We start from the raw sequence: 24,413 nt of genomic DNA on the forward strand, positions 1-24,413 counted from the left end.
ACAGTCAGAAACCTAGACAGGAAGCGGCGTGCGGCCGTTAAGGCGCTCCGAAACACCCACGGATACAGCAGGGGAGCCAAAATCTCCGTCAAATTCGTTAGGGAGCCCGCGGTGCCTGAGGGGCGCACCGACGGATGCGCGTGGTCGGCCAACCACGGCACCGCGCCGACCGAATTATTTTCTATACTCGTGCAGAACCTCTTGACTTATCATTAGTACACATCTACTATTACGGTATGGCTGGAGCCCCCACTCCGCACCACCCCACCGCCTCACCGCAGGCGGTGCCTTCCCTCGCGCAGGCACCCCTCGCGCAGGCACCCCGTGCACAGTCACCCCGTGCACAATCACCCCTCGTGCAGCAGCTGCAGCAGGCCCGTGATCTGGCCGCGGCCGTGCTCGACTCGGTGTCTTTCTCGCTCCTGGGCGAGGCGGACGCGATGATGGTGCTGGGCACGGTCGAAGACCTCGGCCGTCGGGTCGATGCGGCCAGGGTCGCCTCCGCCGCTGACATTTCGGTGCGGTCCCGCCGCATCCTGGGCCATGAGTCCCTGGCGTATAAGAACGGGGCCAGCAGCGGCATCGACCTGATCACCCGCCTGACCCGCGTCTCGTCGCGTGAGGCGAACCGGCGGGTGCGCCTGGGCGAGAACGTCACGCCGCGCCGGGCGGGCACCAGCATGTTGCCGCCCTACTACCCGGCCGTGGCCGATTCCCTCACCGCCGGGGACCTCGGCGTGGACGCGGCCGAGAACATCGTCACCGCCCTCGACCAGGTTGCGGCCCGGGTCGCGCCCGACGAGCTCGGCACTGCCGAACGTGCCCTGGTGGCCAGTGCCACCGGCGCCGTCACCGACGACACCCGCGGCCTGCCCGGGGAGGGGTTCGCGTTTCCTGCGGACCTGGTGCGGGGCATGGCCAGCCAGTGGCAGGCCCGCCTCGATCCCGACGGCACCGCCCCCAACGAGCCCGTCGCCGAGGCCCGCAGCACCGTCGGCTTCGGGCTCTTCCGCGACGGTCTCTACCCGCTCCGCGGCGGAGTCACGCCGGAGCTCCGCGGCATCATGAACGCCATCTTCGACACGTATCTCTCCGCCCACGCGGCGCCCAAGTTTCCGACCGAAGAAGAACAGGCGCGCATGGCGGCCGGGCAGCTGATCCCGGGGGCGGAGGCCGCGGCCCTCAGCGACGACCGTAACGGTGGTCAGAAACGCGCCGACATCCTCCGTGGTGTGTTCGAAACCGCCACCCGTGACCCGGGGACCCCGACCATGGGCGGCGCCGCCCCCACCGTCATGATCCACGTCAACCAGGCCGACCTTACCGCCGACCATGGGGTGGGTTGGATCGACGGCGTCGAAGCGCCGATCTCGCTGACAAGTGTGAAGCAGGCGCTCTGCGCCGGCGGATTTCAGGAGATCCGGTTCGGGCCGCACAACGAGGTCCTCAGCCTCAGCACCGAGAATCGTTTCTTCAACCGGGCCCAACGCCGCGCCATCAGCGCCCGCGACGGCGGCTGCATCATTCCGGGGTGCACCGTGCCCGCCGCCTGGTGCGAAGTACACCACGTCACCCCCTGGTACCGCGGCGGAAAAACCGAGATCACCAACGGGGTCCTGCTCTGCTGGTACCACCACCACAGCATCGACACCTCCGGCTGGAACATCCGCATGATCCGGGGCAAACCCGAAGTCCGGGCACCCTACTGCTACGACCCCACCCGCACCTGGCGGCCTGGGGGAGGGAACCCGGCCAGCCGCTCACCGGTCTCGGCGGGCTCGACCAGCGTCACCGTGCGTTCCCGAAATCGGGTCACCACCGCCTCCTAGGAACGTGGCTTCGTCCGCCACCACCCGGGCGCACAGTGCCCCCACAGTTCGACAGGCGCGATCGCGGTGTTGCTTGGCCACCGGAGCACTCCAGCCGACACCAACCCCAAGATCGTGTCACGCTGGTCACATGGATCTGGAGGTGTCGCCCGCGCTGATTATTCCCGAGCGCGAACTCGGCTGGCGGTTCTCGCGGTCGTCAGGGCCGGGCGGCCAGCACGTGAACACCTCCGACAGCCGCGTCGAGCTCATCTGGAGCGTTGCCGAGTCGGAGAAGCTTTCCGACGACCAGCGGATGCGCCTGCTCGCCCGCCTCGCCAAACGCCTCGTCGACGGGGCGATCACCGTGACCGCGTCCGAGCGGCGCTCCCAGCTGCGCAACCGCGAGCTCGCTCTGGCGAAGCTCGCCGACATCGTGGCCACGGGCCTGGCTCCCGATGCGCCCATCCGCCGGCCGACCAAACCCACTCGTGGTTCGGGCCGAAGGCACCTCGCCGCGAAGCAACAGCGGTCGGCCACCAAGAAGCAGCGGCAGAGGCCGTCCGCCGACTAGCTGCGAGAGCGGGTGAATCGTCGAACAGCGCAGCACAAAGCGACGAGTCACCCGCTCTCGCGGCCTGAGGTGTCCGCAGGAGCGGCTAACGCAGGAGCGGCTACCGCACCAGCAACATCTGTCGGAAGAACGCCGCGAGCTCAGCGGTCGCGGTCAGCGGCAGCACGTTAGCCACATACATGTCCGGGCGCACCACCACGACGGCACCGCCGCGGTCGATCCCGCGCAGCTCGAAGATGTCGTGCGCCGGGTCGGTTGCATAGAGCTTTTCGTAGTCGATCAGCTCAAAGGGTCCTCTTTTCGGCAGGAAAACGCCCGGAACCCGGCCGATGTCCACCCCGGTGTGCTCTTGCTGGTAGACCACCTTGACGTCGAAGACACTGTCGATGTCGCTCTCGGTGGGGGTGTAAGCGAGCAGCGGCGACTCGAGTGAGGTGCGGATCCACTCGGCCCACTCGGTCAGCGCCGAGGCATCGCCGGACACAGCGGCATCCGCGAACGCGTACAGGCGCCACCGGCCATCGGCGCGGTGGTGGTGTCCGAGCTGCACGGGGTTGGCGTCGCCGACGCGCACCACCGGGGCGGACTTAAAGCGCTTGCCGAGCGGGAATCCCGTGGCGAGGTGCTGGTGTGTTGCCTCGCCGGTCAGCATCGACGGCGGGTATTCCGTCATGAAACCCGACGGGAACTCGGCCGTCTTCGTATAGAACTCCTCCAGTGGAACTTCCAGGTCCTCCGACTTCGTCGCCATCAGGGTCGACCAGGTCTTGTCGAAATCGATCAGGTTCTTTGCGATGACCTGGCGCTCGGCAGAGTAGGTACCGAGCAGGGATTCGGGGCTGCGGCCTTCGATCACGTAGCCGAGTTTCCAGGCCAGGTTGAAGCCGTCCTGCATCGACACGTTCATGCCCTGGCCGGCCTTGGCGCTATGCGTGTGGCAGGCGTCCCCGGTGATGAACACCCGCGGGGTGCGTGTGCCGATCTCGTGGGGGAGGAGGTCGTCGAACCGATCGGTGAGACGATGGGCGACCTCGTACACGCTGTGCCAGGCGACATTCTTCACGTCGAGGGTATACGGGTGGAGGATGCCGTTGGCCTTCGCGATGATCTCCTCGATCGTCGTCGTGCGCACTGCCCCGTTGTCGTCAGCGGCCACCTCGCCGAGATCCACATACATGCGGAATAGGTATCCGCCCTCGCGCGGGATGAGCAGGATGTTGCCGCCGGATTCGGACTGGATCGCGCACTTCATGCGGATGTCCGGGAAGTCGGTGACCGCGAGCACGTCCATAACGCCCCAGGCGTGGAATGCCTGGTCGCCGGCGAGCGTACAGCCGATCGAGTCGCGCACAGCGCTGCGGGCACCGTCGGCGCCCACCACGTACTTGGCGTGCACGACGCGTTCCTGGCCCTGCTTCTCCCCGGTGGTGTGCACGAGCGTCACCGTGACGGGATACTCGCCCTCGTCGGTGTTCTCCAGGCTGCGGAAATCGAAGCCGAAATCCGGCTCCATTCGCGTGGGGGAGTGCGCCATCACCTCGGCGAAGTAGTCGAGAACACGCGCCTGGTTGACGATCAGGTGCGGGAATTCGCTGATGCCGGTGGGGTCGTCCACGGCACGGGCCGAACGGATGATGCGGGTCACGTCGGCGGGGTCCGGTGTCCAGAAGGCCATTTCGGTGATGCGGTAGGCCTCGGCGATGATGCGTTCCGCGAAACCGAACGCATGGAAGGTCTCGACGCTGCGGGCCTGGATGCCGTCGGCTTGCCCGATTGCGAGGCGCTCACCGCGGCGCTCGACGATGCGGGTCGTGATGCCGGGGAACTGGGAGAGCTGCGCGGCGGTGATCATGCCGGCTGGGCCTGTTCCGACGATGAGAACGTCGACGTTCTCGGGGAGCTCGCCCGGGCGATTGAGGCCGACCCCGGCGGCATCCTGGATGCGGGGATCGGTGGACACGTATCCGTGGTGGTGAAACTGCACGGCTTCCTCACTTCTTTGTGGGCTCTGCGTGGGTGAATCGGACGTCACTGTCGTAGCGTGCATGTCCTGACGTGTTCGATAATCGAACACAAAGTTCTATTATCGCTTCTCGGATCATATATCATCCGGCTGGCCAGGACTAGATGAGAGGCGGCGAACCAATTCGACGGAGATTCTCGTCGAAAACAGCCATTCCGTCGTGTTCGGGCCCGCTATGGGCAAAATCTCCGTCGAATTCGTTCGGGACGGAGGCGCGGCAGGGAGCTACCGGGCGATCAGGCGGTCACGTGCGCACTTTGCAGGTGCGGTAGGGCGGCGAGGATACTGCTGACCACGCCGGCCTCCGAGCTCGACGGCGCGATGTTCGCGGCGCGCGCCAGGATGCTCGGGTGGCCGTTGGCCATGGCATAGGAGTGCCCGGCGGCATCGAGCATCTCGGCGTCGTTGAGGTAGTCGCCGAACGCCATCGTCTGGGCCCGGCTGATGCCGAGCTGCTGCTGGAGCCGTTCCAACGCTCGACCCTTGTTCGCTCCCTGGCGCATCACATCGACCCAGTTCTCGCCCGAGACCACGACCTCCGCGGGCAGCCCCAGGCCGCGCAAGGCCGGTCCGCTTCGCTGTTCGGCGCGGGCAGGGTCGTAGATCGCCAGTTTCAAGATGACATCGTCGAGGGCGGCCGCATGCACATCCGCTACGACCTCGACCGCTGCGTAGTACCGGCGAACCTGGTCGACGAAGCGCTCGTCGCTGCGCTCGATGTAGGCGCTCCGGGCGCCGCAGACGACGAGCCCCAGGTCGGCACCCGTGGCGGCGGTGCCGCGCACCCAGTCCACGATGGGGGCGATGATCTCGGACAAGACGGGTTCGACGTCGATGCTGATGCCGTCCTGCACCACGTTGCTTCCGTTTTCCGCGATGTAGATGAGTCCGTCGTGCTCGCCGAAGATGCCGTGCAGTGTCTGATACTGGCGTCCGCTGGCCGGCACGAACAGGATCCCGGCCCGATGGAGGTCGTCGAGGAGCGGCCAGAACGCGTCGGGCACGTTGCCGTCGTCGTCGAGAAGAGTGCCATCCATGTCTGAAACGATGAGTCGGATGTCGGAGGGCTCTGCTAAGTGGTTCACTGCGGCGGCTTTCGGTCGTTGTTCGTTCCCGGAATCCACGAGTGTTCGCTCGCGTCCCTTGGTCTGTGACGACGACGCTGTCTCTCTCGATGATGTCATCTCTGCCCGCCGGGCTCCGAGTTGCGCGCGAACTGAGCGTTGGGCGCACAGAACGAGCGGCCCTGGTGCCAAACTGGCAGGATTCATTGCACTATCTGCGAGGAGCGTCGACGTGCCTGGTTTTGATTTCTTCAGCGGCCAAGGGCTCGTGCGCCCGGATGTCACCGCGGCCGACGCCGAATCGATGGCGTCCTCGCTCTTCGGGATCACCGGCACGGCCCGCGAGCTCGGCAGCCAGCAGGACCGCAACTTTTTGATCACCGCCACCGGTGCCGCCACCGGTGCCGCCACCGGTGACTCCGCGGGTGACTCCGCCGGTGACTCTGCGGGGGGAGCGACGCAGCGCTACGTGCTCAAGGTCGACAACCCGGCCTTCTCAGCCGCCGAGCTGGCCGCGCAGGACGCGGTGATGGTGTTCCTAACCGAGCACGGCATGCGCGTGCCGCAGCCCGTGCGGGGGCTGAACGGCCTCAGCCGCCAGCACTGGCACGCAACGGATGCCGCCCTCCTCCCGGTGCGGCTACTCACCTTCCTCGAGGGCCCGTCGCTCGAGGCGCGGGGCTATCTGGCCCCGCCGGTGGTCCGGGCGCTCGGCCGGCTCTCGGGCACCACGTCGCTGCACCTGCGTGACTTCGCGGCGGACGGCCTCGACCGCACGCTGCAGTGGGACCTGCGCAACGCGAAGACCGTGATCGACCTGCTGATGCGCTGGGTGCCGGCGGAAGAGACCAGGGATCAGCTCCGTGCCATCGCCGACAGCGCCGCCGCACGTCTGGCGGCTGTGGCGTCCGTGCTGCGGCTGCAGACCATCCACGGGGACATCACCGACGACAACGTGATCTGCCGGGTGCTGCCGAACGGCCACCACGTGCCCGAGGGGGTCATCGACTTCGGCGATCTGGCCACCGGGTGGCTGGTCGCGGAGCTGGCGGTCACGGCGGCATCCGTTCTGCACCACATGCCGGACAATCCGCTGGCGGCCCTCGAGGCGATCGTCGCCTTCGACGAGGTCGTTCCCCTGACCGAGGCCGAGATCACCGCGCTCTGGCCGCTGATCGTGCTCCGCGGGGCGGTGCTGGTGGCCAGCGGCGAGCAGCAGGTGCAGATCGACGCGGACAACGACTACGCGAGGCACCGGATGGACGCCGAGTGGCAGGTCTTCGCCGCAGCCAGCGCGATCGGCTGGGAGGAAGCGGACGCGGCCATCCGGCAGGCGCTCGGTCGGCGGCCGCACACTGGTGCCGAACACACGACCGTGCCCGAACACACGACCGTGCCCGAACAGACGACCGTGCCGATGATCCCCGCGCTCGCCGACGGCGACTACGAAATGCTCGATTTCACCGTGACCAGCCCGGCCCTGACCGACGGCCTCTGGCAGACAACGGATGCCGAGTGGCGGCTCGCGCAGGCCGCCCTCGCCCGACGCAGCGCCGCCGTCGCCCCCTACGGCCAGTTCCGGCTCACCCGAACCCCGCCGCACTCGCGCCGGGAACCCGACACGTTCGCGCTGTTCACCGAGGTCTTCCTGCCTGCCGGTTCGGTGATCGTCGCGCCCGCGGCTGCCTCGGTCACCGAGATCGGAGGCGACACTCTGGTTCTGACGCTGGCCGGTTTCGGGCTGCGCATCGGCGGCATCGTGTCGAACCTCGTGCCGGGGGCCGCGATCGCCGCAGGGGAGCCCGTGGGCGTCGCGAGCCCGGTTGCTCGGGTGACCGTACAGGAGCTCGCTCGCCCGGGTCTGCCGGTCCCGCACTTCACCCAGCCCTCTCGGGCCGCCGCGTGGGCAACCCTCGCACCGGACCCGGCGCGGCTGCTTGGGCTGGCGCCGCAGGCATCCGTCGTCGACCCGGCGATCGAACTGGCCCGTCGCGGTGCCATGATGGCCGCGGCGCAGGAGAAGTACTACGAACGGCCGCCGCAGATCGAACGCGGCTGGCAGGAACTGCTGATCGACACTCACGGGCGCTCCTACGTTGACATGGTCAACAACGTCGCCGTGATCGGGCACAGCCACCCCCGGTTCACCCGTGCCGTGAGCGATCAGCTGGCGTTGCTCAACACGAACTCCCGGTTCCTCTACTCGGCGTTGGCCGACCTCTGCGAACACATCGTGGCGACATCACCGGATCCCATCCTCGACACCGTGCTTCTGGTCAACAGCGGCAGCGAGGCCGTGGACCTGGCCCTGCGCCTGGCCCGGATCCACACCGGTCGCAGCAACGTCGTCGCCTTACGAGAGGGCTACCACGGCTGGACGTCGGCCTCCGACGCGGTGTCGACCTCGGCCTACGACAACCCTTTCTCCTTGGCCTCCCGGCCCGACTGGGTGCACATCGCGGATGTTCCGAACTCCTATCGCGGGACGCATCGCGGTGCCGGGGCGGCAGGGGAGTACGCGGCCGACCTGGCCCGGCTGTTGGCCGATCCGGACGGCCCGGGGGCTGACCTGGCCGCGTTCATCTGCGAGCCCGTGCTGGGCAATGCCGGCGGCGTCGTGCCCCCGGCGGGATACCTCGCCCGTGTCTACGAGCAGGTCCGTGCACGCGGCGGGCTGTGCATCGCCGACGAGGTGCAGGTCGGCTACGGCCGGCTGGGCAGCCACTTCTGGGGCGTGCAGCAGCAGGGCGTCGTGCCCGACATCCTCACGGTGGCCAAGGCGATGGGCAACGGATACCCGCTCGGCGCGGTGCTCACCCGCCGGGACATCGCCGAATCCCTGGCCAGGGAGGGCAACTTCTTCTCCTCGGCCGGCGGCAGTCCGGTCAGCTGCGTCGCGGGGCTGGCCGTGCTCGACGTCATCCGGGACGAATCCCTCCAGCAGAATGCGGATGCTGTCGGCCGGCACCTGGCAGGCCGGCTTGCAGAACTCGCGGAACGGCATCCGTTGATCGGGATGGTGCACGGCCTGGGCCTGTACATGGGGGTGGAACTCGTGCGCGACCGGGACACCCTGGAGCCGGCGGTCAGCGAGACCGCCGCCATCTGCGAACGGATGCTGGAGCTCGGCGTGATCGTGCAGCCCACCTCGGAGAGGCAGAACGTGCTGAAGATCAAGCCGCCCCTGTGCTTGAGTCGGGAGAGCGCGGACTTCTTCGTCGACCGGCTCGACGAGGTGCTGCAGGGCGGCTGGTAGCGTGCACGACGTGCTTGACCACCCCCGCGCCGAGCACCCCCGCGCCGAGGTCGCGGCGCTCTGCGCTCGCGGCCTCGACTGGAACGCCGACGGGTTGTGCCGCCTGACAGTTGAACGGAATCCGGTGACAGACCCGGAAGGCCGAAAAAGTTCACCAAAATGGCTGGCCAAAACCCCTGACAGCGGCAGACTGTAACGACACGGGCGCGACCGGCTCCGGCAGCAGCGGTCCCGTCTTGATCGGCGTCAACGAAGCAAGCTTGGGGAGAAAATATGAACAAGTACACAGTCACGAACCCCGCCACCGGGGACAGCGGACCGAGTTTTACTCTGGCAACCGATGCTGAGGTGACCGAGGCCATCGGAGCCGCAGACCGTGCGCACAGTGAGTTCTCTCGCCGCACGTCTGTCGCCGAGCGCGCGGCCCTGATGCAGCGTGTCGCGCACCTGCACACCGAGCGGCGTGAGCATCTGGCCGAGCTCATCGTGCGCGAGATGGGCAAGCCCGTCGCGCAGGCCCTCGGCGAGGTCGACTTCGCGGCCGACATCTACTCGTACTACGCGACCCACGGCGAGGCCTTCCTCGCCGACGAACCGATCGAGCTGCTCGGTGGTGAAGGCGCGGCGTTCATTCGGAGCGCCTCCCTCGGAGTGCTCGTCGGGATCATGCCGTGGAACTTCCCCTACTATCAGGTCGCCCGCTTCGCCGGTCCGAACCTGGTTCTCGGCAACACAATCCTGCTCAAGCACGCCTCGCAGTGCCCCGAGTCCGCTGCCGCGATCGAGGCGATCTTCACGGATGCCGGTTTCCCCGACGGCGCATACCGCAACGTCTACGCCTCCAGTGCTCAGATCTCCGACATCATCATTCCGGACCCCCGTGTCTGCGGTGTGTCGCTGACCGGTTCTGAAGGCGCGGGTGCGGCGGTCGCGGAGGTCGCCGGCCGCAACCTCAAGAAGGTCGTGCTCGAACTGGGCGGATCCGACCCGTTCATCCTGCTCAGCACGGACAATATGGACGAAGCGGTCGACGCCGCCGTCGACGCTCGCCTCGACAACTCCGGCCAGTCCTGCAACGCGGCCAAGCGCTTCATCGTGATCGACGGCCTGTACGACGCCTTCCTGGCGAGCTTCACAGCAAAGATCACCGGCAACGTTCCCGGAGACCCCACGTCGCCGGACACCACGCTCGGCCCGCTGTCCTCCCTCGGTGCCGCCGAGGGCCTCGAGGAACAGCTCCAGCGCGCCGAAGCCCAGGGCGCAACCGTCACCGCGCGGGGAAACCGCATGGGCGCCTTCTTCTCGCCGACGGTCCTGACCGACGTGTCCCCTCAGAGTGACGCTTACCGGGAAGAGTTCTTCGGCCCGGTCGCCGCCGTCTATCGCGTGGCGAACGAGGCCGAGGCTGTGCAGGTGGCCAACGACGTCCCGTACGGCCTGGGTTCGTATCTCTTCACCACCGACCCGGAACAGGCCCTGCGGGTGGCGGACCAGATCGACGCCGGGATGGTCTTCATCAACGGCTCGCTCCTCGACGGAGCAGAGCTGCCCTTCGGTGGAGTGAAGAGATCTGGCTTCGGCCGTGAACTGGGACGCTTCGGCATCGCGGAGTTTGCCAACAAGAAGCTCATTCGCATCCTCAGGTGACACGCGGTGGCGCGCCGCCCGTCTCAGACGGTGGCGCGCCACCCACCCGCGCCAGACTGCGGCATCCGGTCTCCCTGACGAATTCGACGGAGATTTGGGCCGAAACGGCTCCAAATCTGCCCAAGACTGCGCGCTGCCTCAAAATCTCCGTCGAATTGGTTCGGCGCCGGGCCCGGGCGGCTCCGCCCCCTAGCTCAGGAAGAGCACCACTGCGGCGGTCACCGCGACCACGACCAGGATGGTGCGCAGTACCGGCGCGGAGAGCGTGCGGCCGATACGGGCACCCAGCCAGCCGCCCGCCGCGGAGCCGATGCCGATGAGGAGAGCGATTCTCCAGTCCACGGTCCCGCTGGAGATGAAGATGATCGCCGAAACGATGTTCGCGACTCCGGCGAGCACGTTCTTGGTCCCGTTGGCCCGGTGTATGTCGGTGGACCAGAGTATGCCCAGCAGTGCGAGCAGCACGACCCCCTGGGCGGCACCGAAATACCCGCCGTACACGCCCGTCGCGAGCACCCCGAGAATGAGCCCGAGGGTGAGGGGACGCGTATCCGTTTTGGTCAGCAGTGTGCCGGCGGGTGCCGCCGGCGCCTTACGTCGCACGAAGCCGGCCACCCGAGGCTGGATCGCCGAGAGCACCGCGGCCAGCAGCAGCAGGAAGGGCACGACGCCGGCGAACGCCTGTGCGGGCAGGGCGAGCAGGAGCAGACCGCCGACGATGCCGCCCACGGCGGAGAAGATCGCCATCACAGCTACGGGGCGCCACTGCGACCGCAACTCGCGTCGGTAGCCGTGGGCGCCGGCAATGGACGCAGGGATCAGACCCACGGTATTGGACACGTTCGCCGTGATCGGCGGCACGCCCAACGCCAGGAGAACGGGGAAGGTGATGAGTGTTCCGGCGCCGGCGACCACGTTGATGACTCCCGCGGCCAGCCCGGCGATCAGGATGATCGCACCTTCAAGCAATGTCACATCTACCCCCACCCGCCGTTGGACCGTGCAGGTCAAGGCTAGTTCAGGAAAGCTGGTTCAGGCGATGGCCGGCACCGGGGCAGTGGATGCTGCGGTTGTGGCTTGCATCACCGGCTCCCCATCGCGACGGGCATCGCGACGTGACTATGAACGGGGTCGGAATCTGTCGAACCGTCAGCTTCGGCCCCCGGTAGTCACCGCGCTTCTGGCGCTGGGGGAGCCTGACGTCGAGCCCAGGGAACGGCACGTACGGCACCAGGCTGAGGAGGTGGCTGATGATGTCGAGGCGAACCCTCTTCTTGTCGTCGGTATGCGCGACATACCAAAGCGCCCAGCGGCGTCATCCGCAGGAAGTGCTCGGTCTGATCCGGAGTGCAGAAACCAATCACCCGCTCCACGCCCACATGGTTGTTCCAGCTGCGGTCGAAGAGGACCAGCTCGCCGGCTGCGGGGAAATGCTCCAGGTAACGCTGGATGTACAGCTGGGACTTCTCGCGTTCAGTGGGAACGGCAAGTGCCGCGACTCGGAAGACCCGGGGGCTCACCTGCGCGGTGGTGCGTTGGTAGTGCCGCCCTTGCCGGCCGTGTCACGCCCCGCGAACACGAGGCAGCCAGGCGTCCGGTGATGTTCTCAGCCTTCTTGCGGGACGTGAACGCGGTGAACGGGACCTCGGCGACTTCGGTGCTACGCGATCCACGTTTTCGTGCTGTTGTCATAGATCGCGTTGGTGTACGCAATCGCTGTCCAGGCGTTGTCGGGGATCGTTCCGATCGCTCGTTTGATGGCGGGGTTCACGCGGGCGGTGACGGAGACGTCGGCACCGGCTGTGAGGGCCGCACTGATTGAGGCGTGACCGTAGCAGGCAGAGTCGGCGCGGAGGAGCGCGCGCGTTTTTTCGGCTCCGTGGAGCCGTTTGGTAGTGGCGAGGGCATCACGGATCAAACGGGCGGCGCCGCGCTGTGACTAGCACGCACCGCGGCGGAGCCGTTGACCGATGATGATCGGCGCTGATGATGATCGGCACTGACACGTCAGTTTTCAGCGCGTCGAGCAACACGTTGAGGCCGCGCACGCCGGAGTACCTGTAGCCGGAGCCTTCCTTCTGGTACCCGTGGACTTCGATGATGGTGTCGTCAATGTCGAGGAAGATGTAGCCGTCGGTGTCGTGCACGAGCAGTGGGGTTTCGGGCGCGAGGCCCCGCATGAAGCGTGAGGCGACGGCGTCGAGCTGCCGGACGTGACCGAACGCGAACTCGCGCAGGAACGACCCCGACGTCGACGGCGCGTATCAGTTGGTGAAGACCTTCCGCATGCCGCCGTGATGAAGAATCGCGAGGTCGTCGATCGAGTCTGCGCCGGCGACCATCCCTCCGACCAGTGAGGTGACTTTCAAGCCGGCGTTGGCACCCTTGTCGGCGGGGACGGTCAGCCACTGATCGGCCAGGGTCGCCAGCCCCGCTCTGGCGGCCAATTTCATGATCGGGACCAACTCAGCGCACGACACAAGATTCGGGTCGGTAAATGATGCAGAAACGGTGCGGTCGGTGTGGGTAGCTTGCATCTACAAGATGCTCATCTGTTTGGTAAATTCAAACTCTAGACAAGTTCTATCTACCTGATCAGCTGGGTATTCTTGGTATATCGCGCCGTCAAAATCCCACGTCGACCCGTGGATTCAGGCTAAGAAGACCACACCGAGACGAAACGAGCCGCCGCAACTTCCGCTGGCCTCATTCGCCTTGACAAATCCCGCGAACATGGTTGGCTCGTATCAGTGCCAATTTCCGGAACATAGTCCGACCGTGAAAGGAGGTGGCTCGTGAGCCACCATGCCGTTGTCAACCCCGCCACAGGCGAAACCATCAAAACTTACGCCCAGCTTTCTGCTGATGAAATCGAGCAGGTTATCGCATCGGCGGATGAGGCCCACCGCGGCTGGTCACGCAGCTCTTCAACCAACGAGCGGGCCACACTCCTGCGCAGGGTCGGCGATTTGCATGAGGAGCGCCGTGACAAGCTGGCGGCCATGATCGTGCGCGAGATGGGCAAGCCCGTCGATCAAGCGCTCGGCGAGGTCGACTACGCCGCCGACATCTACCGGTACTACGCCGACAACGCGCAGGAATTTCTGAAGGACGAACCAATCACCCTGCTGAGCGGCGAGGGTTCCGCGTTCATGCGTTCCAAATCGCTCGGTGTGCTGATCGGTGTCATGCCGTGGAATTTCCCGTACTACCAGGTTGCGCGCTTCGCCGCACCGAACCTCATGACAGGCAACACGATCATCCTCAAGCATGCGTCGCAGTGCCCGGAGTCGTCCGCGGCGATTGAGCAAATCTTTCACGACGCAGGCTTTCCGGCTGGTGCCTATACCAATGTGTACGCGGACAGCGAGCAGGTCGCCACGATCATCGCCGACCCGCGGGTGCAGGGCGTCTCCCTCACCGGTTCGGAGGGCGCCGGCGCGGCCGTTGCCGAGGTGGCCGGTCGTCACCTCAAGAAGGTCGTGCTGGAGCTGGGCGGATCAGACCCGTTCATTCTGCTGAGCACCGACGACATGGCCGCCGCAGTGGATGCCGCCGTTGCCGGTCGCCTCCGCAATGGCGGGCAGGCCTGCGACGCCGCCAAGCGATTTATCGTGATCGATGAACTTTACGATGAGTTCACGGAGAAGTTCACCGCCGCCATCCTGGCTTGCTCTCCCAGCGACCCGACCGTCCCCGGGGCAGACTACGGACCCCTCTCGTCCCTCGACGCGGCCGAACATCTCGCGGAGCAGGTCGAGCGTGCAGTCGCACAGGGAGCGACCTTGGCGGGCACTGGCAAACGGTCTGGTAACTTCTACCCGTCTGGCGTGCTCACCGATGTCACGCGAGACAACGACACATACCACGAGGAGTTCTTCGGCCCCGTAGCGTTCGTCTACCGGGCAGGCTCAGAAGATGAAGCCATCGCCCTCGCGAACGACACTCCGTTCGGGCTCGGCTCCTACCTGTTTACGACCGATCCCGAGCAGGCACTGCGGGTTGCCGACCGCATCGAGGCCGGCATGGTCTACGTCAACCTCGTCAACGCCGGCAGCGCGGAGCTACCGTTCGGCGGAGTGAAAAGAAGCGGCTTCGGTCGCGAACTCGGACGCTACGGTGCCAGCGAATTCGTGAACAAGAAACTCATTCGTATCGGCTAGACCCATCGCAGACCCAGGCGAACGCCGTTCAGTCGCCGAGTCTGCGGCACGCGAAAACTGCTCGTGCCGCCTCGTGGTCGTCCTGGCGTTCACGCAGCGCCTAGCGACCGCCGAACCCGCGTTTTCCGTGGGCGACCGCGAGTTCGACTTTCGCTCGACCATCGTTGACGAACAGCGAGAGCAACACGATCATGCGTCCACCTCCGTCGCCTTGTTGTGGATCTTCACAGGTTGCCACCGGTTCTCCGGGTTGAGCAGACCAGCGCCCACCAGTTCGAGCGCGGAACGGTGATCAGCCAGGTTGGTGCTGGCCCGCGGATGCCGCGGCCACGCTTGCTTACCCAGCGTGCTCGACTCAAAAACAATGGTCGGCTCGACACGTGCGGATGCCGCAGCCGGACCCGAAGCGCTGACGTCATCGTGGTCGGCCACGAACAGCATTCATCGATGCGCGCAACGTCGGGCGGATCGCCGCCTCGACCCGGTCCCAGCCCGGCCACATCGGGTCGGATACTTGACGAATTCACAAGCCACACCTATTTGATGCCGCTGCGCGCGAATCCCTGCACGAAGAAGCGCTGGAACACCAGAAACAGCACCACCATGGGCACCACGTTGATAAGGGCGAACGCCATCGTTGCACCGAAATCCGACCCGAATTGGCCCTGCAAGTAGAGCAGGCCGATCGGCAGGGTGAAGAGTTCGTTCTGCTTGAGGGCGATAAGTGGCCAGGCGAAATCATTCCAGGACTGCAGCAGCGTCATGAAGAACAGCACAGCGATCAGCGGCTTTGAGAGCGGCAAAACTATACTCGTGAACACTCTAAAGTGGCTAGCCCCGTCGATGAGCGCCGCCTCGATCAGGTCGCGCGGGATGGAGAGAATGAATTGGCGTGCGAGGAACAACCCGAAAGCGCTCGCGGCCGTGGGCAGGATGACCGCCCAGTAGCTGCCGTAAAGCCCGAGGTTCGTTACGAGCCGAAACAGCGGCACCATAATCACCTGCACGGGGATCATCAACGTTGTCAGGGCGATGAGAAAAACGACGTTCGAACCGCGGAACTTGAGCTGCGACAGGGCATACCCGCCTAACAGGTTGACGAGCACCGTGAGAACTGCCACCGTGATCGAGATCGCCATGGAATTGCTAAACCATGTGGCAATCGGGAACCCTGCGAGGACGCGCTCAAAGTTTCCGACTGTCAGGGTGCGCGGCCAGAGACGCAGTGTGCCACCCAGCAGCTCGGACCGCGATGAGAACGCGACTACAAGCATCCAGTACAGCGGGAACAGCACAACGATGCTGATGAGGATCGCCGCAACGATGCGGGCGACGAGCCCCCGTCGCGAGCCTCTGCGCGAGCGCGGCGCCCCTAATCTTGTCGTCTTCTGCCTGCGGGTCGCCGGCGCTGGCGAGAGGGTGGATGTTGTCACGATTGTGTCCTTATTCGACCAGGTCCCGGCTGCGGCTGGTTCGCCACCGTACCGCAGTGAAGATAAAGGTTACGAGAAGAAGCACGACACCGATAGCGGCGGCGTAACCCTGGTCGCGAGTCACGAAACCCGTGTCATAGGCGTAGGTGACAAGCACGGATGTGGCATTCTGTGGGCCGCCGCCGGTCATCACGAACACGATGTCGAAGACTTGGAAGGAATAGATGACGTTCAGAATGAGCAGAAAGAATGACGACGGGCCAAGCAGGGGCACTGTCACATTCCGGAATCGGACCCAGAAACCCGCCCCATCCAGTTCGGCCGCTTCATAGAGTTCGGGGCCGATGCTCTGAAGGCCCGCCAGGTAGATGAGCATGTTGAATCCGACCCTCCACCACAACGTCACGAGAACAACAGACACGAACGCGGCGAATCCACCGGACTGCCAGTTAACGCTCGGAAGTCCGATAAATCGGATCAAATTGTCGAGGATGCCGTTGTTCTCGTTGAAAACGAGTACACCGATCAGTGCGGTGGCGACGCCCGAGATAGCCATCGGGATGATGAGAATGGAACGGAACACGCCTCGGGCGGGAAGGATCGAGTTGAATAGCACGGCTGCGCCGAGGCCAAGGACCATCGACAGAGGCGTCACGATGATTGTGAACAGCAGGGTGTTCGCCGTGGATCTCCAAAAGAGCGGATCGCCAAGAAGGCGCTCATAATTGGCGACACCGACGTATTCACCGACCCCGAACCCGTTGGTCTCCTGAAAGCTGATCACCACGGTCCACACGAGCGGGACGAGCACGAATAGGCAAAGCAGCAGCATGTTCGGGGTCAGAAACAGCCACCCCGCGAGTGCCTCGCGCACGGTTTTACCATTACGACGCCCCGGGCGCCTTGGAAGCGTAAGCGACGGCGCGACGGTGCCCGCGACCCGGTCCTGCTCGACGGCGACTTTTGTCACGAATTGCCCGTGGTTTGGGCGATCCCTTCTGCGATTGATTTCAGAGTGTCTGCGGTACTTGTCGAACCGGCGAAGGCCGATTCCAGGTTGTCCTGGAGTACGGTGATGATTCTCGACATGTCGGGGGACGCCACCTGGCTTGAGTCCTTGGCGCGCACCGTTGAAGCCTGGCTGAGGAAGATGGGGGCGAGCTCGGGACGTACATCGAAAGCGATGCCCGATTCGCTGAGATCCTTCCGGGTCGGCAGGAGTGAGGCGGTCTCGCAGAAGTCGCGCATTTGCGTGCCGCCCGTGACGAAGTCAAGGAAGGCTGCGGCGAGCTCCGGGTTGGCGGTGCCCGCAGTGGCGACGAGCGCATTCCCCCCGAAGTCGCCCCCACCGCGCTTGCCACGTGGCGCGAAGGTCGCGCCCCACTCGAAGTCGAGTGTGTTCGTGGCATCCGGGATAGCGAACGCACCGGACCAAACCATCGCCGAGGTCTGCGAATACCAGGTGTCGCTCGCGAACGTGGCCGACTTGATGGTGTTGTTCGGCGGGACGAAGTTCTTCGTGAAAAAGCTTGACGAGAATTCCAGGGCAGCCAACCCTGCGGCCGAGTCGATCGCAGGGTCGGTGAGGTTCGTGTCCAGGAACCGGCCGTCCGCCTGGAAGAGCAGGCTAAGCCAGCGGGTGACGCCATTACCCTGCCAGTTGTAGGCCATGGGGTAGGCCTCTGCGGGTTGGGCGGCACGCAGGGTCGCGGCGACCTCGGACAGCTCGTCCCACGTCCAGGCGCTGTCGAGAGAGGTGGGAACCGACGTGATCCCGGCCAGTTCCAGAATGGCTTTGTTGTACAGGATCACTGAGGTATCGGTGTGGTGAGGCACCCCGAACGGCTTATCGTTACCCTGCACGGCCGCCCAGGCCGCGTCGGTGAAGCGATCGGAAAATCCGGATTCCAGGTACGGGCTCAAGTCCAAAAGCTGGTCCCGACCGGCGTAACTGCCAAACGTGTAATACGGCACGCGGAAGATGTCCGGCGGATTCCCCGCCTGCAGCTGGGCATCAATGTTGGTGAACATCTGTCCGTAGGGAACCGAGTTCAGCTCGATCTTCGTTCCCGCGTTTGCCTCCTCGAACGACGCGATGGCGCGAGCGAAACTTGCGAGCTCCGCGTCTGTGCCCCACGTAGTGAATGTCAACGTTTTTGACCCCGTGGCCGTAGAGGTTGACTGCTGCGGCGCGAAACCGCATCCTGACAGGAGCAGGGGTAATGACACCGCTCCGGAGCCGATCAAGAAATGACGTCTGCTAAAATCCATGCAGGGATCCTTCAGCTGGGTCTGGGAGATTCAGATTTCAGTAGTTACGTACACTGATGCCACTGGCACATTATCACGACCCTGGCTGCCGCCAACTGCCGTCTGTCACCGTCGGAATGGGCAAAAGGAATTGACTCACACCGGGCGCAAGACCCGCGCTCGGCCCATCGCTGCCGCGACGACCCTCCTTGTCAACGTCGGGCGTGATGGAGTGGCCACGCGTGCCGTCAGCCGCGCGGCCGGTGTGCAGCCACCCGCTGTATAGCGGATCGCGGCCAGGTCAAACCACTCCCGCTTCTGTGGCGGCAGCAACCACTCTCGCCGGTCCTCTCCACCGCGCAGCCAAAGCCGGGATTCTCGACGTTTCCGAGCTTCCAGGTATCCCATCGCACTCGTGAAGCGGTACTCGCATCTGTCCTGAACGACGCCGGACCGACAGTCGGGTCCGCTGCGGTCACTGCTGCTGTGCGGCTTCGAGCGTCTTTAGCCGACACAACCGTGCTCACCGCGACCGAGAGACAGCTTTTGGGAGACTGGCTCGACCGTGAGGACTCGCGCCGCACGGCCGACGAGCACGGCTGCTTAGCCGGAGTCCACCGGCTGGCTTGTGAGGGAATTCTGATATCGGTTTTGTGGGGGGCTTTGAGAGTTTCAGGCGCGGATGCGGTCCGGGTCTCGCGGCCCGGGGTGTTCCGCTGGTGTTCCTGTTGATGCCGGTGTCCGCTGCTTGGTCAGGTGGGGTCGGGTTGTCGCGGTCGAAAGTTCTGGTCGAACAGGGCCGTCCTGGGTTTCTCCGAGGGCCAGTGCTCGGGCAGGTGCGCCAAGGAACTGCTCTAAGGTCGGCATTCACGAGCGCTATCGTGGCGTGAGTGCGGTGGGTTGTGTCGGCGGCGACGGTGTCGACGGTGCTGGTGGTGAAGAAGGCATGGAATCGATGGGTGTCGAACAGGGTCGCCCGGGGTGGCCCTCAGGTCAACGGACGGGCGGTATCGACGTAGTCGAGCGTGTGAGACTGATGGCAGGGTCTCGGGCACTCCGCCTCGAAAAAGAACAGGAATCGCACATGGAATATCGCTCACTCGGCAACAGCGGCGCGGTCGTTTCGACCTACGCCCTCGGCACCATGACTTTCGGCGCGGAGGCCGATCAGGAGATGGCACACACACTTCTGGACACATATGTAGAGGCAGGCGGCAACTTCGTCGACACCGCGGATGTCTACAGCTCCGGGGTCTCGGAGGAAATGATCGGGTCCTGGCTGGCTTCGCACCCGACCGAGCGTGAGCAGATCGTTCTCGCGACCAAGGGCAGGTTTCCGATGGGCACCGGCCCCAACGATCGGGGAACCAGCCGCCGGCATCTGAACCGGGCACTTGACGATTCGCTGCGCCGGCTGGGCACGGATCACGTCGACCTATATCAACTGCACGCCTGGGACGCGTTGACGCCGCTGGAGGAGACCCTGCGCTTTCTCGACGACGCCATCCGGAGCGGGAAAATCGGCTACTACGGCTTCTCCAACTTTCTGGGTTGGCAGCTGACGAAGGCCGTGTACGTGGCGCGGGCGCTCGGTTTCACGCCGCCGGTCACCCTGCAACCGCAGTACAGCCTCCTCGTGCGCGAAATCGAATCGGAGATCGTGCCGGCCGCACTCGACGCGGGCCTGGGGCTTCTCCCTTGGTCGCCCCTCGGCGGAGGCTGGTTGTCGGGTAAGTACCGGCGCGACACGGACCCCACCGGAGCAACGCGCCTCGGTGAGGATCCCGCGCGCGGGATGGAAGCCTGGGGTCCGCGCAACAAGCAGGAACGCACCTGGCGTATCATCGACGCCGTCGCTGAGGTTGCAGCCGAGATCGGTGCCACGAGCGCGCAGGTGTCCCTTGCCTGGCTTGAGGTGCAACCGGCGGTGACCTCGGTCATCCTCGGGGCGCGGAGTGTGAAGCAGCTCGCGGAAAACCTGTCCGCGGCCGACGTGCAACTGAGCCCAGAGCACCTGGAACTGTTAGGCGCACTCAGTTCACCGGTCGTTTCCGACTATCCCTACGGTGAGGCGGCGGTCGCGCAGCGCTTGCGCGTGGTCGGTTTTTAGGCCCGGTGCTCGAGCCGGACCGGTCGCCGCCACGACCTTGCCCATCGCACCCGACGGCATACCGGTGCACTTCTCGAACGGCCAGGTGCCCTCCGTGCCGTCGATCTGTCCCTGTTTTCATACCCACGGGGTATTCACCGCGGAAGACATAAGCGACATCCTGTTCTGAGACCAGAAAGCGAAAACCCCGAAGGAGAAATCATGACCGTCATCAGTTCGAACACCGACACCGAGGCGCTGACGCTCACCTTCGTGGCCGATTTCGACGCGAGCCCGGAGCGGGTGTGGCAGCTCTGGGAGGACCCGCGTCAGCTCGAGCGCTGGTGGGGCCCGCCGACCTGGCCGGCCACCTTCGAGCGGCACGACTTCGTGCCCGGCGGCCGGTCGAACTACTACATGACCGGCCCGGACGGCGAGAAGGGGCCCGGCTGGTGGGTGACCACGCTGATCCAGCCGCCGCGCCGGTTGGAATTCGAGGACGGCTTCGCCGACGAGAACGGTGACCCGATTCTCGAGATGGGCTCGGTGCGGGCCGTGGTGACTCTGGAGGAGGCCGACGGTCGTACCCGCATGACCACGGTGTCGACGTTTGCGAGCCTCGAGCAAATGCAACAGATTTCCGAGCTGGGTATGGAAGAGGGTATGCGCCAGGCCATGGGGCAGATCGACAGGCTTCTCGCTGAAGACGACAGCGCCTGACCGGAGCGCCGTCGCCGGCGGTCGCGCCTCGCTCAGTGCACGAGCGCCTTGAGTGCGATCAGTGCCAAGCCCATGCCCGCCGTTCCCGCCGCGGTGGCGAGCTTCGCGCGTGAACCGGCCTGCCGTTGCCGGGCAGCCCACCAACCCAGCACCGCGAGGGTGACCACAGCAGCCCACAGTGAAAGGTCTACGGCCGCATCTATCGACCACCCGAGGAGTGCGGCGAGGATCAGGCAGGCTACCGGCACGATGAGCGCCCATAACAGCCCGGCTGAGCGTTGCAGCGCCTCACGGACCGCCTCCCGCCAGCTCAGGTCCCGATTGCCGACGATCTCGGCGTACACATGCGCGCCCCAGAACACCAGGACGGTTCCCACGGTACGGGCGATGAGGGCCGGCAGGCCGGGGTTGTACAGGGAGAACGCGGAAATGAGACCCGCGGTCAGCACAGTGCCGTAGACGGCCTCCGCGTTCATGGCCCGCGACACCCACGGGTAGCGCCGCAACCGGGCATCCAGGTCGAACCCCGAAGGCTTCACCGCCACCGCCGTTTCCGCATTGGCAACTCGCTGCCGCCGCGGTCAGCATAGTCGGGCGAGCTGCGTATGACCCTGCATCAGCAACCACGCCGCGCCAGCATCGTTGGGCGGTCGCGGTCGCGTTCTCGGTCGCGGTCGCGTTCTCGGGCATGCGTCGGGCGGAGAAGTTGCCCCCCCGGAGAAGACCGTACGGCAGGCGGACCGCGACGAGCCTGCGCCGTTCTGACTCGGGATCCGCGATTTCGCGTGCACGTGTTACACGGCGTTGCCGGCGATCCAGTCAAGAACGGCAGGAGTCGCATGGCGAGCGCGTGGCCCAACTCCGTGTCGACACGAGTGCCCCAAGGCCACGACCTCCGCCCGGTTGCTGGCTCCCGAGCACATGGCCAGCCGCCCCGAATATGCGGATGCCTTGCTGGACGACGTACTGGCCGGTCAGACCTCGGGCTCCCGGGCGACCACGCCTGAGACTTCGACGAGCTGGCGGCGACCATCGGCACCCTCATCGGGAGCGACGTCACCTTCCGCAACCTCACCCCGGCCGCGCACGCGGACATGCTGACGGGATTCGGACTCGACGCGGGCCTGGTGGGCTTTGTTGTGGGGCTCGACACCGATATCCGTGACGGCCTGCTCGGTGAGACCACCGGTGACCTCGCGTGCCTCACCGGCAAGCCGCCGACCCCGCTCGCCGCGGGTTTGGCTCGTGCGTCGTGAGGTGGTTGCTCGAGGCGAAGAACGGGGCCTCGGTGACCGACGCTCGATCGGCATCGGCATCGGCATCGGCAGGCGTCTGGCCAGCCCCGAGGGGGCGACGAGCAGGTGGAAGCCTTTGCGGGCAAGGATTGGCACAACCTCAGCCTGCCGGCCAAGGTGGAGGGCCAACGAAGAAACCCCAGTTCTGCGACTGGGGCTTCTTCATTGCGACCTCTGCAGAACTCGGGCTAGTGGCTCAGTGCCGGTTCCTCGAACTGGTTCATCGTGTTGTTGGTGCCGCCGGCCTTCAGGGCGGCCTCGCCGGCGAAGTACTCCTTGTGGTTGTCACCGATGTCGGAGCCGGACATGTTCTGGTGCTTGACCGTGGCGATCCCCTCACGGATCTCTCGACGCTGCACACCCTTGACGTAGGCGAGCATGCCCTGGTCGGCGAAGTAGCCCTTGGCCAGGTCATCGGTGGACAGCGCGGCCGTGTGGTAGGTCGGCAAAGTGATGAGGTGGTGGAAGATGCCGGCCTCGGCCGAGCCGTCGCGCTGGAAGGTGCGGATGCTCTCGTCAGCGATCTGAGCGAGCTCGGTCTCGTCGTAGGCGACGCTCATCAGCTTCGCGCGGTCGTAGGCCGACACGTCCCTGCCCTCGGCGAGCAGGTTGTCGTACGCCTGCTGACGGAAGTTGAGCGTCCAGTTGAACGACGGGCTGTTGTTGTAGACCAACTTGGCGTTCGGGATGACCTTGCGAACCTCGTTCATCATTCCGGCGATCTGGGCGACGTGCGGCTTCTCCGTCTCAATCCAGAGCAGGTCCGCGCCGTTCTGCAGCGAGGTGATGCTGTCGAGCACGCAACGGGCCTCACCGGTGCCCTGACGGAACTGGAACAGGTTGCTTGCCAGGCGCTTGGGGCGCAGCAGCTTGCCGTCGCGCTTGATGACAACATCCCCGTTACCCAACTCGGCCTCGGTGATCTCGTCGACGTCGAGGAAGGAGTTGTACTGGTCGCCCAGGTCCCCGGGCTGGTAGGTCACGGCGAGCTTCTGCGTCAGGCCGGCACCGAGCGAGTCGGTGCGCGAGACGATGATGCCGTTGTCGATGCCGAGCTCGAGGAACGCGTACCGCACGGCGTTGATCTTCGCGATGAAGTCCTCGTGGGGAACGGTGACCTTGCCGTCCTGGTGGCCGCACTGCTTCTCGTCCGAGACCTGATTCTCGATCTGGATGGCGCAGGCGCCTGCCTCGATCATCTTCTTGGCCAGAAGGTACGTCGCCTCGGGGTTACCGAAACCGGCGTCGATGTCCGCGATGATCGGCACGACGTGGGTCTCGTAGTTGTCGATCTGTTCCTGGATGTCCGCGGCCTTGGCGTCGTTGCCGGCGGTATGGGCCCCGTCCAGGGCGGTGAATAGCAGGTCCAGCTCGCGGGCGTCGGCCTGGCGGAGGAAGGTGTAGAGCTCCTCGACCAGCGCGGGAACGGCCGTCTTCTCGTGCATGGACTGGTCGGGCAGCGGGCCGAAGTCGCTTCGCAAAGCAGCGACCATCCAGCCGGACAGGTACAGGTAGCGCTTGTTCGTGGTCTTCAGGTGCTTCTTGATCGAGATCATCTTCTGCTGGCCGATGAAGCCGTGCCAGACTCCGAGGGACTGTGTGTAGACGGAGGAGTCCGCGTCGTACTCCGCCATGTCCTTGCGCATGATGTCGGCGGTGTACTGGGCGATTTCGAGGCCGGTCTTGAAGCGGTTCTGTGCACGCATGCGGGCGACCGACTCAGGGTTGATCGCGTCCCAGCTGCTTCCGGCCGCGTTCTTGAGAGCTTCGACAGCCTGGGTGTCGTCTTGATAGATGGTCATGTGCATTCCTTCGACGTTGAATTGTGCAGAGCGTTGGACGGCTTCCGGCGGCCCGTTATCGGCTGCTACTTGAAGACTGCTGCAATAACAAGCGGTCTTCTTCACGATTCCCGGCAGAACTTTTGGGATTCTTCTTCGTTTGAGAAGAATTCCCTGAGCGAGCCGGATCGTGACCGGAAATATGCCGAGATCGACGACCCAGGTGGGATCGGAGGGGAGGCCACCCCGGTGGATCCCTCCCCGCGCGACTAGGGTGTTGCGCGGAAGAAAGCTTTGACCGGAGGACCAC

Annotated in this window: 19 protein-coding genes and 2 pseudogenes; 9 read left to right on the forward strand and 12 right to left on the reverse strand. The window is 65.3% G+C overall.

Features of this window, described 5'->3' with window-relative positions:
• From E3O54_RS16675 to arfB, 3 genes are all read left to right on the forward strand, one after another.
• The coding region (locus tag E3O54_RS16675; protein ID WP_206750345.1) for a hypothetical protein at positions 1–216 on the forward strand (216 nt) is incomplete at its 5' end.
• A 20-nt stretch (positions 217–236) separates the two neighbouring features.
• Complete coding sequence (locus E3O54_RS09130) at positions 237–1,829, forward strand: HNH endonuclease signature motif containing protein (RefSeq protein WP_166805237.1); 1,593 nt, start codon at positions 237–239, stop codon at positions 1,827–1,829.
• Between the two features lie 130 nt (positions 1,830–1,959).
• Positions 1,960–2,382, forward strand: a complete 423-nt coding sequence (arfB, locus tag E3O54_RS09135; RefSeq protein ID WP_134401448.1) for an alternative ribosome rescue aminoacyl-tRNA hydrolase ArfB — start codon at positions 1,960–1,962, stop codon at positions 2,380–2,382.
• A 100-nt stretch (positions 2,383–2,482) separates the two neighbouring features.
• Here the strand turns inward: arfB and E3O54_RS09140 are convergent, their stop codons facing one another.
• Both E3O54_RS09140 and E3O54_RS09145 read right to left on the reverse strand, forming a co-directional pair.
• Positions 2,483–4,366 carry an FAD-binding monooxygenase gene (locus E3O54_RS09140; protein WP_134401449.1) on the reverse strand — a complete coding sequence of 628 codons (1,884 nt, stop codon included), beginning with the start codon at positions 4,364–4,366 and terminating at the stop codon, positions 2,483–2,485.
• 275 nt (positions 4,367–4,641) lie between these two features.
• Positions 4,642–5,529 carry a Cof-type HAD-IIB family hydrolase gene (locus tag E3O54_RS09145; protein WP_370247652.1) on the reverse strand — a complete coding sequence of 296 codons (888 nt, stop codon included), beginning with the start codon at positions 5,527–5,529 and terminating at the stop codon, positions 4,642–4,644.
• Between the two features lie 172 nt (positions 5,530–5,701).
• Here E3O54_RS09145 and E3O54_RS09150 point away from each other — a divergent pair, with 172 nt between their 5' ends.
• Together E3O54_RS09150 and E3O54_RS09155 are read left to right on the forward strand one after the other, a co-directional pair.
• The gene (locus E3O54_RS09150; RefSeq protein ID WP_198411464.1) at positions 5,702–8,725 is read left to right on the forward strand and encodes an aminotransferase; all 3,024 of its coding nucleotides are present in this window, start codon (positions 5,702–5,704) and stop codon (positions 8,723–8,725) included.
• A gap of 273 nt (positions 8,726–8,998) precedes the next feature.
• Entirely contained in the window at positions 8,999–10,372 is a 1,374-nt protein-coding gene (locus tag E3O54_RS09155; RefSeq protein WP_134401452.1) for an NAD-dependent succinate-semialdehyde dehydrogenase, read from the forward strand.
• Positions 10,373–10,561: 189 nt separating this feature from the next.
• Here the strand turns inward: E3O54_RS09155 and E3O54_RS09160 are convergent, their stop codons facing one another.
• The 3 genes and pseudogenes from E3O54_RS09160 to E3O54_RS16920 form a co-directional block, all read right to left on the reverse strand.
• Positions 10,562–11,347 carry a sulfite exporter TauE/SafE family protein gene (locus tag E3O54_RS09160; protein ID WP_134342404.1) on the reverse strand — a complete coding sequence of 262 codons (786 nt, stop codon included), beginning with the start codon at positions 11,345–11,347 and terminating at the stop codon, positions 10,562–10,564.
• Positions 11,348–11,541: 194 nt separating this feature from the next.
• A complete protein-coding gene (locus E3O54_RS16915; RefSeq protein WP_241976832.1) occupies positions 11,542–11,892 on the reverse strand; it encodes a hypothetical protein in 351 nt (116 codons plus the stop codon).
• A 67-nt stretch (positions 11,893–11,959) separates the two neighbouring features.
• Positions 11,960–12,909 (reverse strand): annotated as a pseudogene (locus E3O54_RS16920) (IS1380 family transposase); the annotation flags it as partial.
• A gap of 258 nt (positions 12,910–13,167) precedes the next feature.
• Here E3O54_RS16920 and E3O54_RS09185 point away from each other — a divergent pair.
• The gene (locus E3O54_RS09185; protein WP_104101534.1) at positions 13,168–14,535 is read left to right on the forward strand and encodes an NAD-dependent succinate-semialdehyde dehydrogenase; all 1,368 of its coding nucleotides are present in this window, start codon (positions 13,168–13,170) and stop codon (positions 14,533–14,535) included.
• A 189-nt stretch (positions 14,536–14,724) separates the two neighbouring features.
• Here the strand turns inward: E3O54_RS09185 and E3O54_RS09190 are convergent, their stop codons facing one another.
• The 5 genes and pseudogenes from E3O54_RS09190 to E3O54_RS17350 all read right to left on the reverse strand — a co-directional run.
• Positions 14,725–14,976, reverse strand: coding sequence for a hypothetical protein (locus tag E3O54_RS09190; protein ID WP_104101531.1), 252 nt, complete (start codon positions 14,974–14,976; stop codon positions 14,725–14,727).
• 95 nt (positions 14,977–15,071) lie between these two features.
• Positions 15,072–15,968: a carbohydrate ABC transporter permease gene (locus E3O54_RS09195; protein WP_241972976.1), complete on the reverse strand. Its 897-nt coding sequence runs from the start codon at positions 15,966–15,968 to the stop codon at positions 15,072–15,074.
• Positions 15,969–15,978: 10 nt separating this feature from the next.
• Complete coding sequence (locus E3O54_RS09200; protein ID WP_233191439.1) at positions 15,979–16,938, reverse strand: carbohydrate ABC transporter permease; 960 nt, start codon at positions 16,936–16,938, stop codon at positions 15,979–15,981.
• The gene (locus tag E3O54_RS09205; RefSeq protein WP_241976834.1) at positions 16,935–18,119 is read right to left on the reverse strand and encodes a sugar ABC transporter substrate-binding protein; all 1,185 of its coding nucleotides are present in this window, start codon (positions 18,117–18,119) and stop codon (positions 16,935–16,937) included. Before E3O54_RS09205 ends, E3O54_RS09200 begins: the two co-directional genes overlap by 4 nt.
• Before the next feature lie 929 nt (positions 18,120–19,048).
• Positions 19,049–19,197: pseudogene (locus E3O54_RS17350) on the reverse strand (IS1380 family transposase); the annotation flags it as partial.
• Positions 19,198–19,302: 105 nt separating this feature from the next.
• On the opposite strand from E3O54_RS17350, the gene E3O54_RS09215 reads away from it, so the two are divergent.
• Positions 19,303–20,328, forward strand: a complete 1,026-nt coding sequence (locus E3O54_RS09215; protein WP_104101524.1) for an aldo/keto reductase — start codon at positions 19,303–19,305, stop codon at positions 20,326–20,328.
• 201 nt (positions 20,329–20,529) lie between these two features.
• A complete protein-coding gene (locus E3O54_RS09220; RefSeq protein ID WP_134342397.1) occupies positions 20,530–21,027 on the forward strand; it encodes an SRPBCC domain-containing protein in 498 nt (165 codons plus the stop codon).
• A 32-nt stretch (positions 21,028–21,059) separates the two neighbouring features.
• Here E3O54_RS09220 and E3O54_RS09225 read toward each other — a convergent pair whose 3' ends face one another.
• Positions 21,060–21,566 carry a hypothetical protein gene (locus E3O54_RS09225; protein ID WP_134401454.1) on the reverse strand — a complete coding sequence of 169 codons (507 nt, stop codon included), beginning with the start codon at positions 21,564–21,566 and terminating at the stop codon, positions 21,060–21,062.
• Between the two features lie 555 nt (positions 21,567–22,121).
• Between E3O54_RS09225 and E3O54_RS16330 the strand changes: the two genes are divergently transcribed.
• A complete protein-coding gene (locus tag E3O54_RS16330) occupies positions 22,122–22,283 on the forward strand; it encodes a hypothetical protein (protein WP_158250278.1) in 162 nt (53 codons plus the stop codon).
• Between the two features lie 227 nt (positions 22,284–22,510).
• On the opposite strand, the gene E3O54_RS09230 is transcribed toward E3O54_RS16330, so the two are convergent.
• Positions 22,511–24,124: an isocitrate lyase gene (locus E3O54_RS09230; RefSeq protein ID WP_134401455.1), complete on the reverse strand. Its 1,614-nt coding sequence runs from the start codon at positions 24,122–24,124 to the stop codon at positions 22,511–22,513.
• Positions 24,125–24,413 lie beyond the last annotated feature (289 nt).

The organism is Cryobacterium sp. TMT2-4, assembly GCF_004402575.1.
Taxonomy (GTDB): Bacteria; Actinomycetota; Actinomycetes; order Actinomycetales; family Microbacteriaceae; genus Cryobacterium; species Cryobacterium sandaracinum.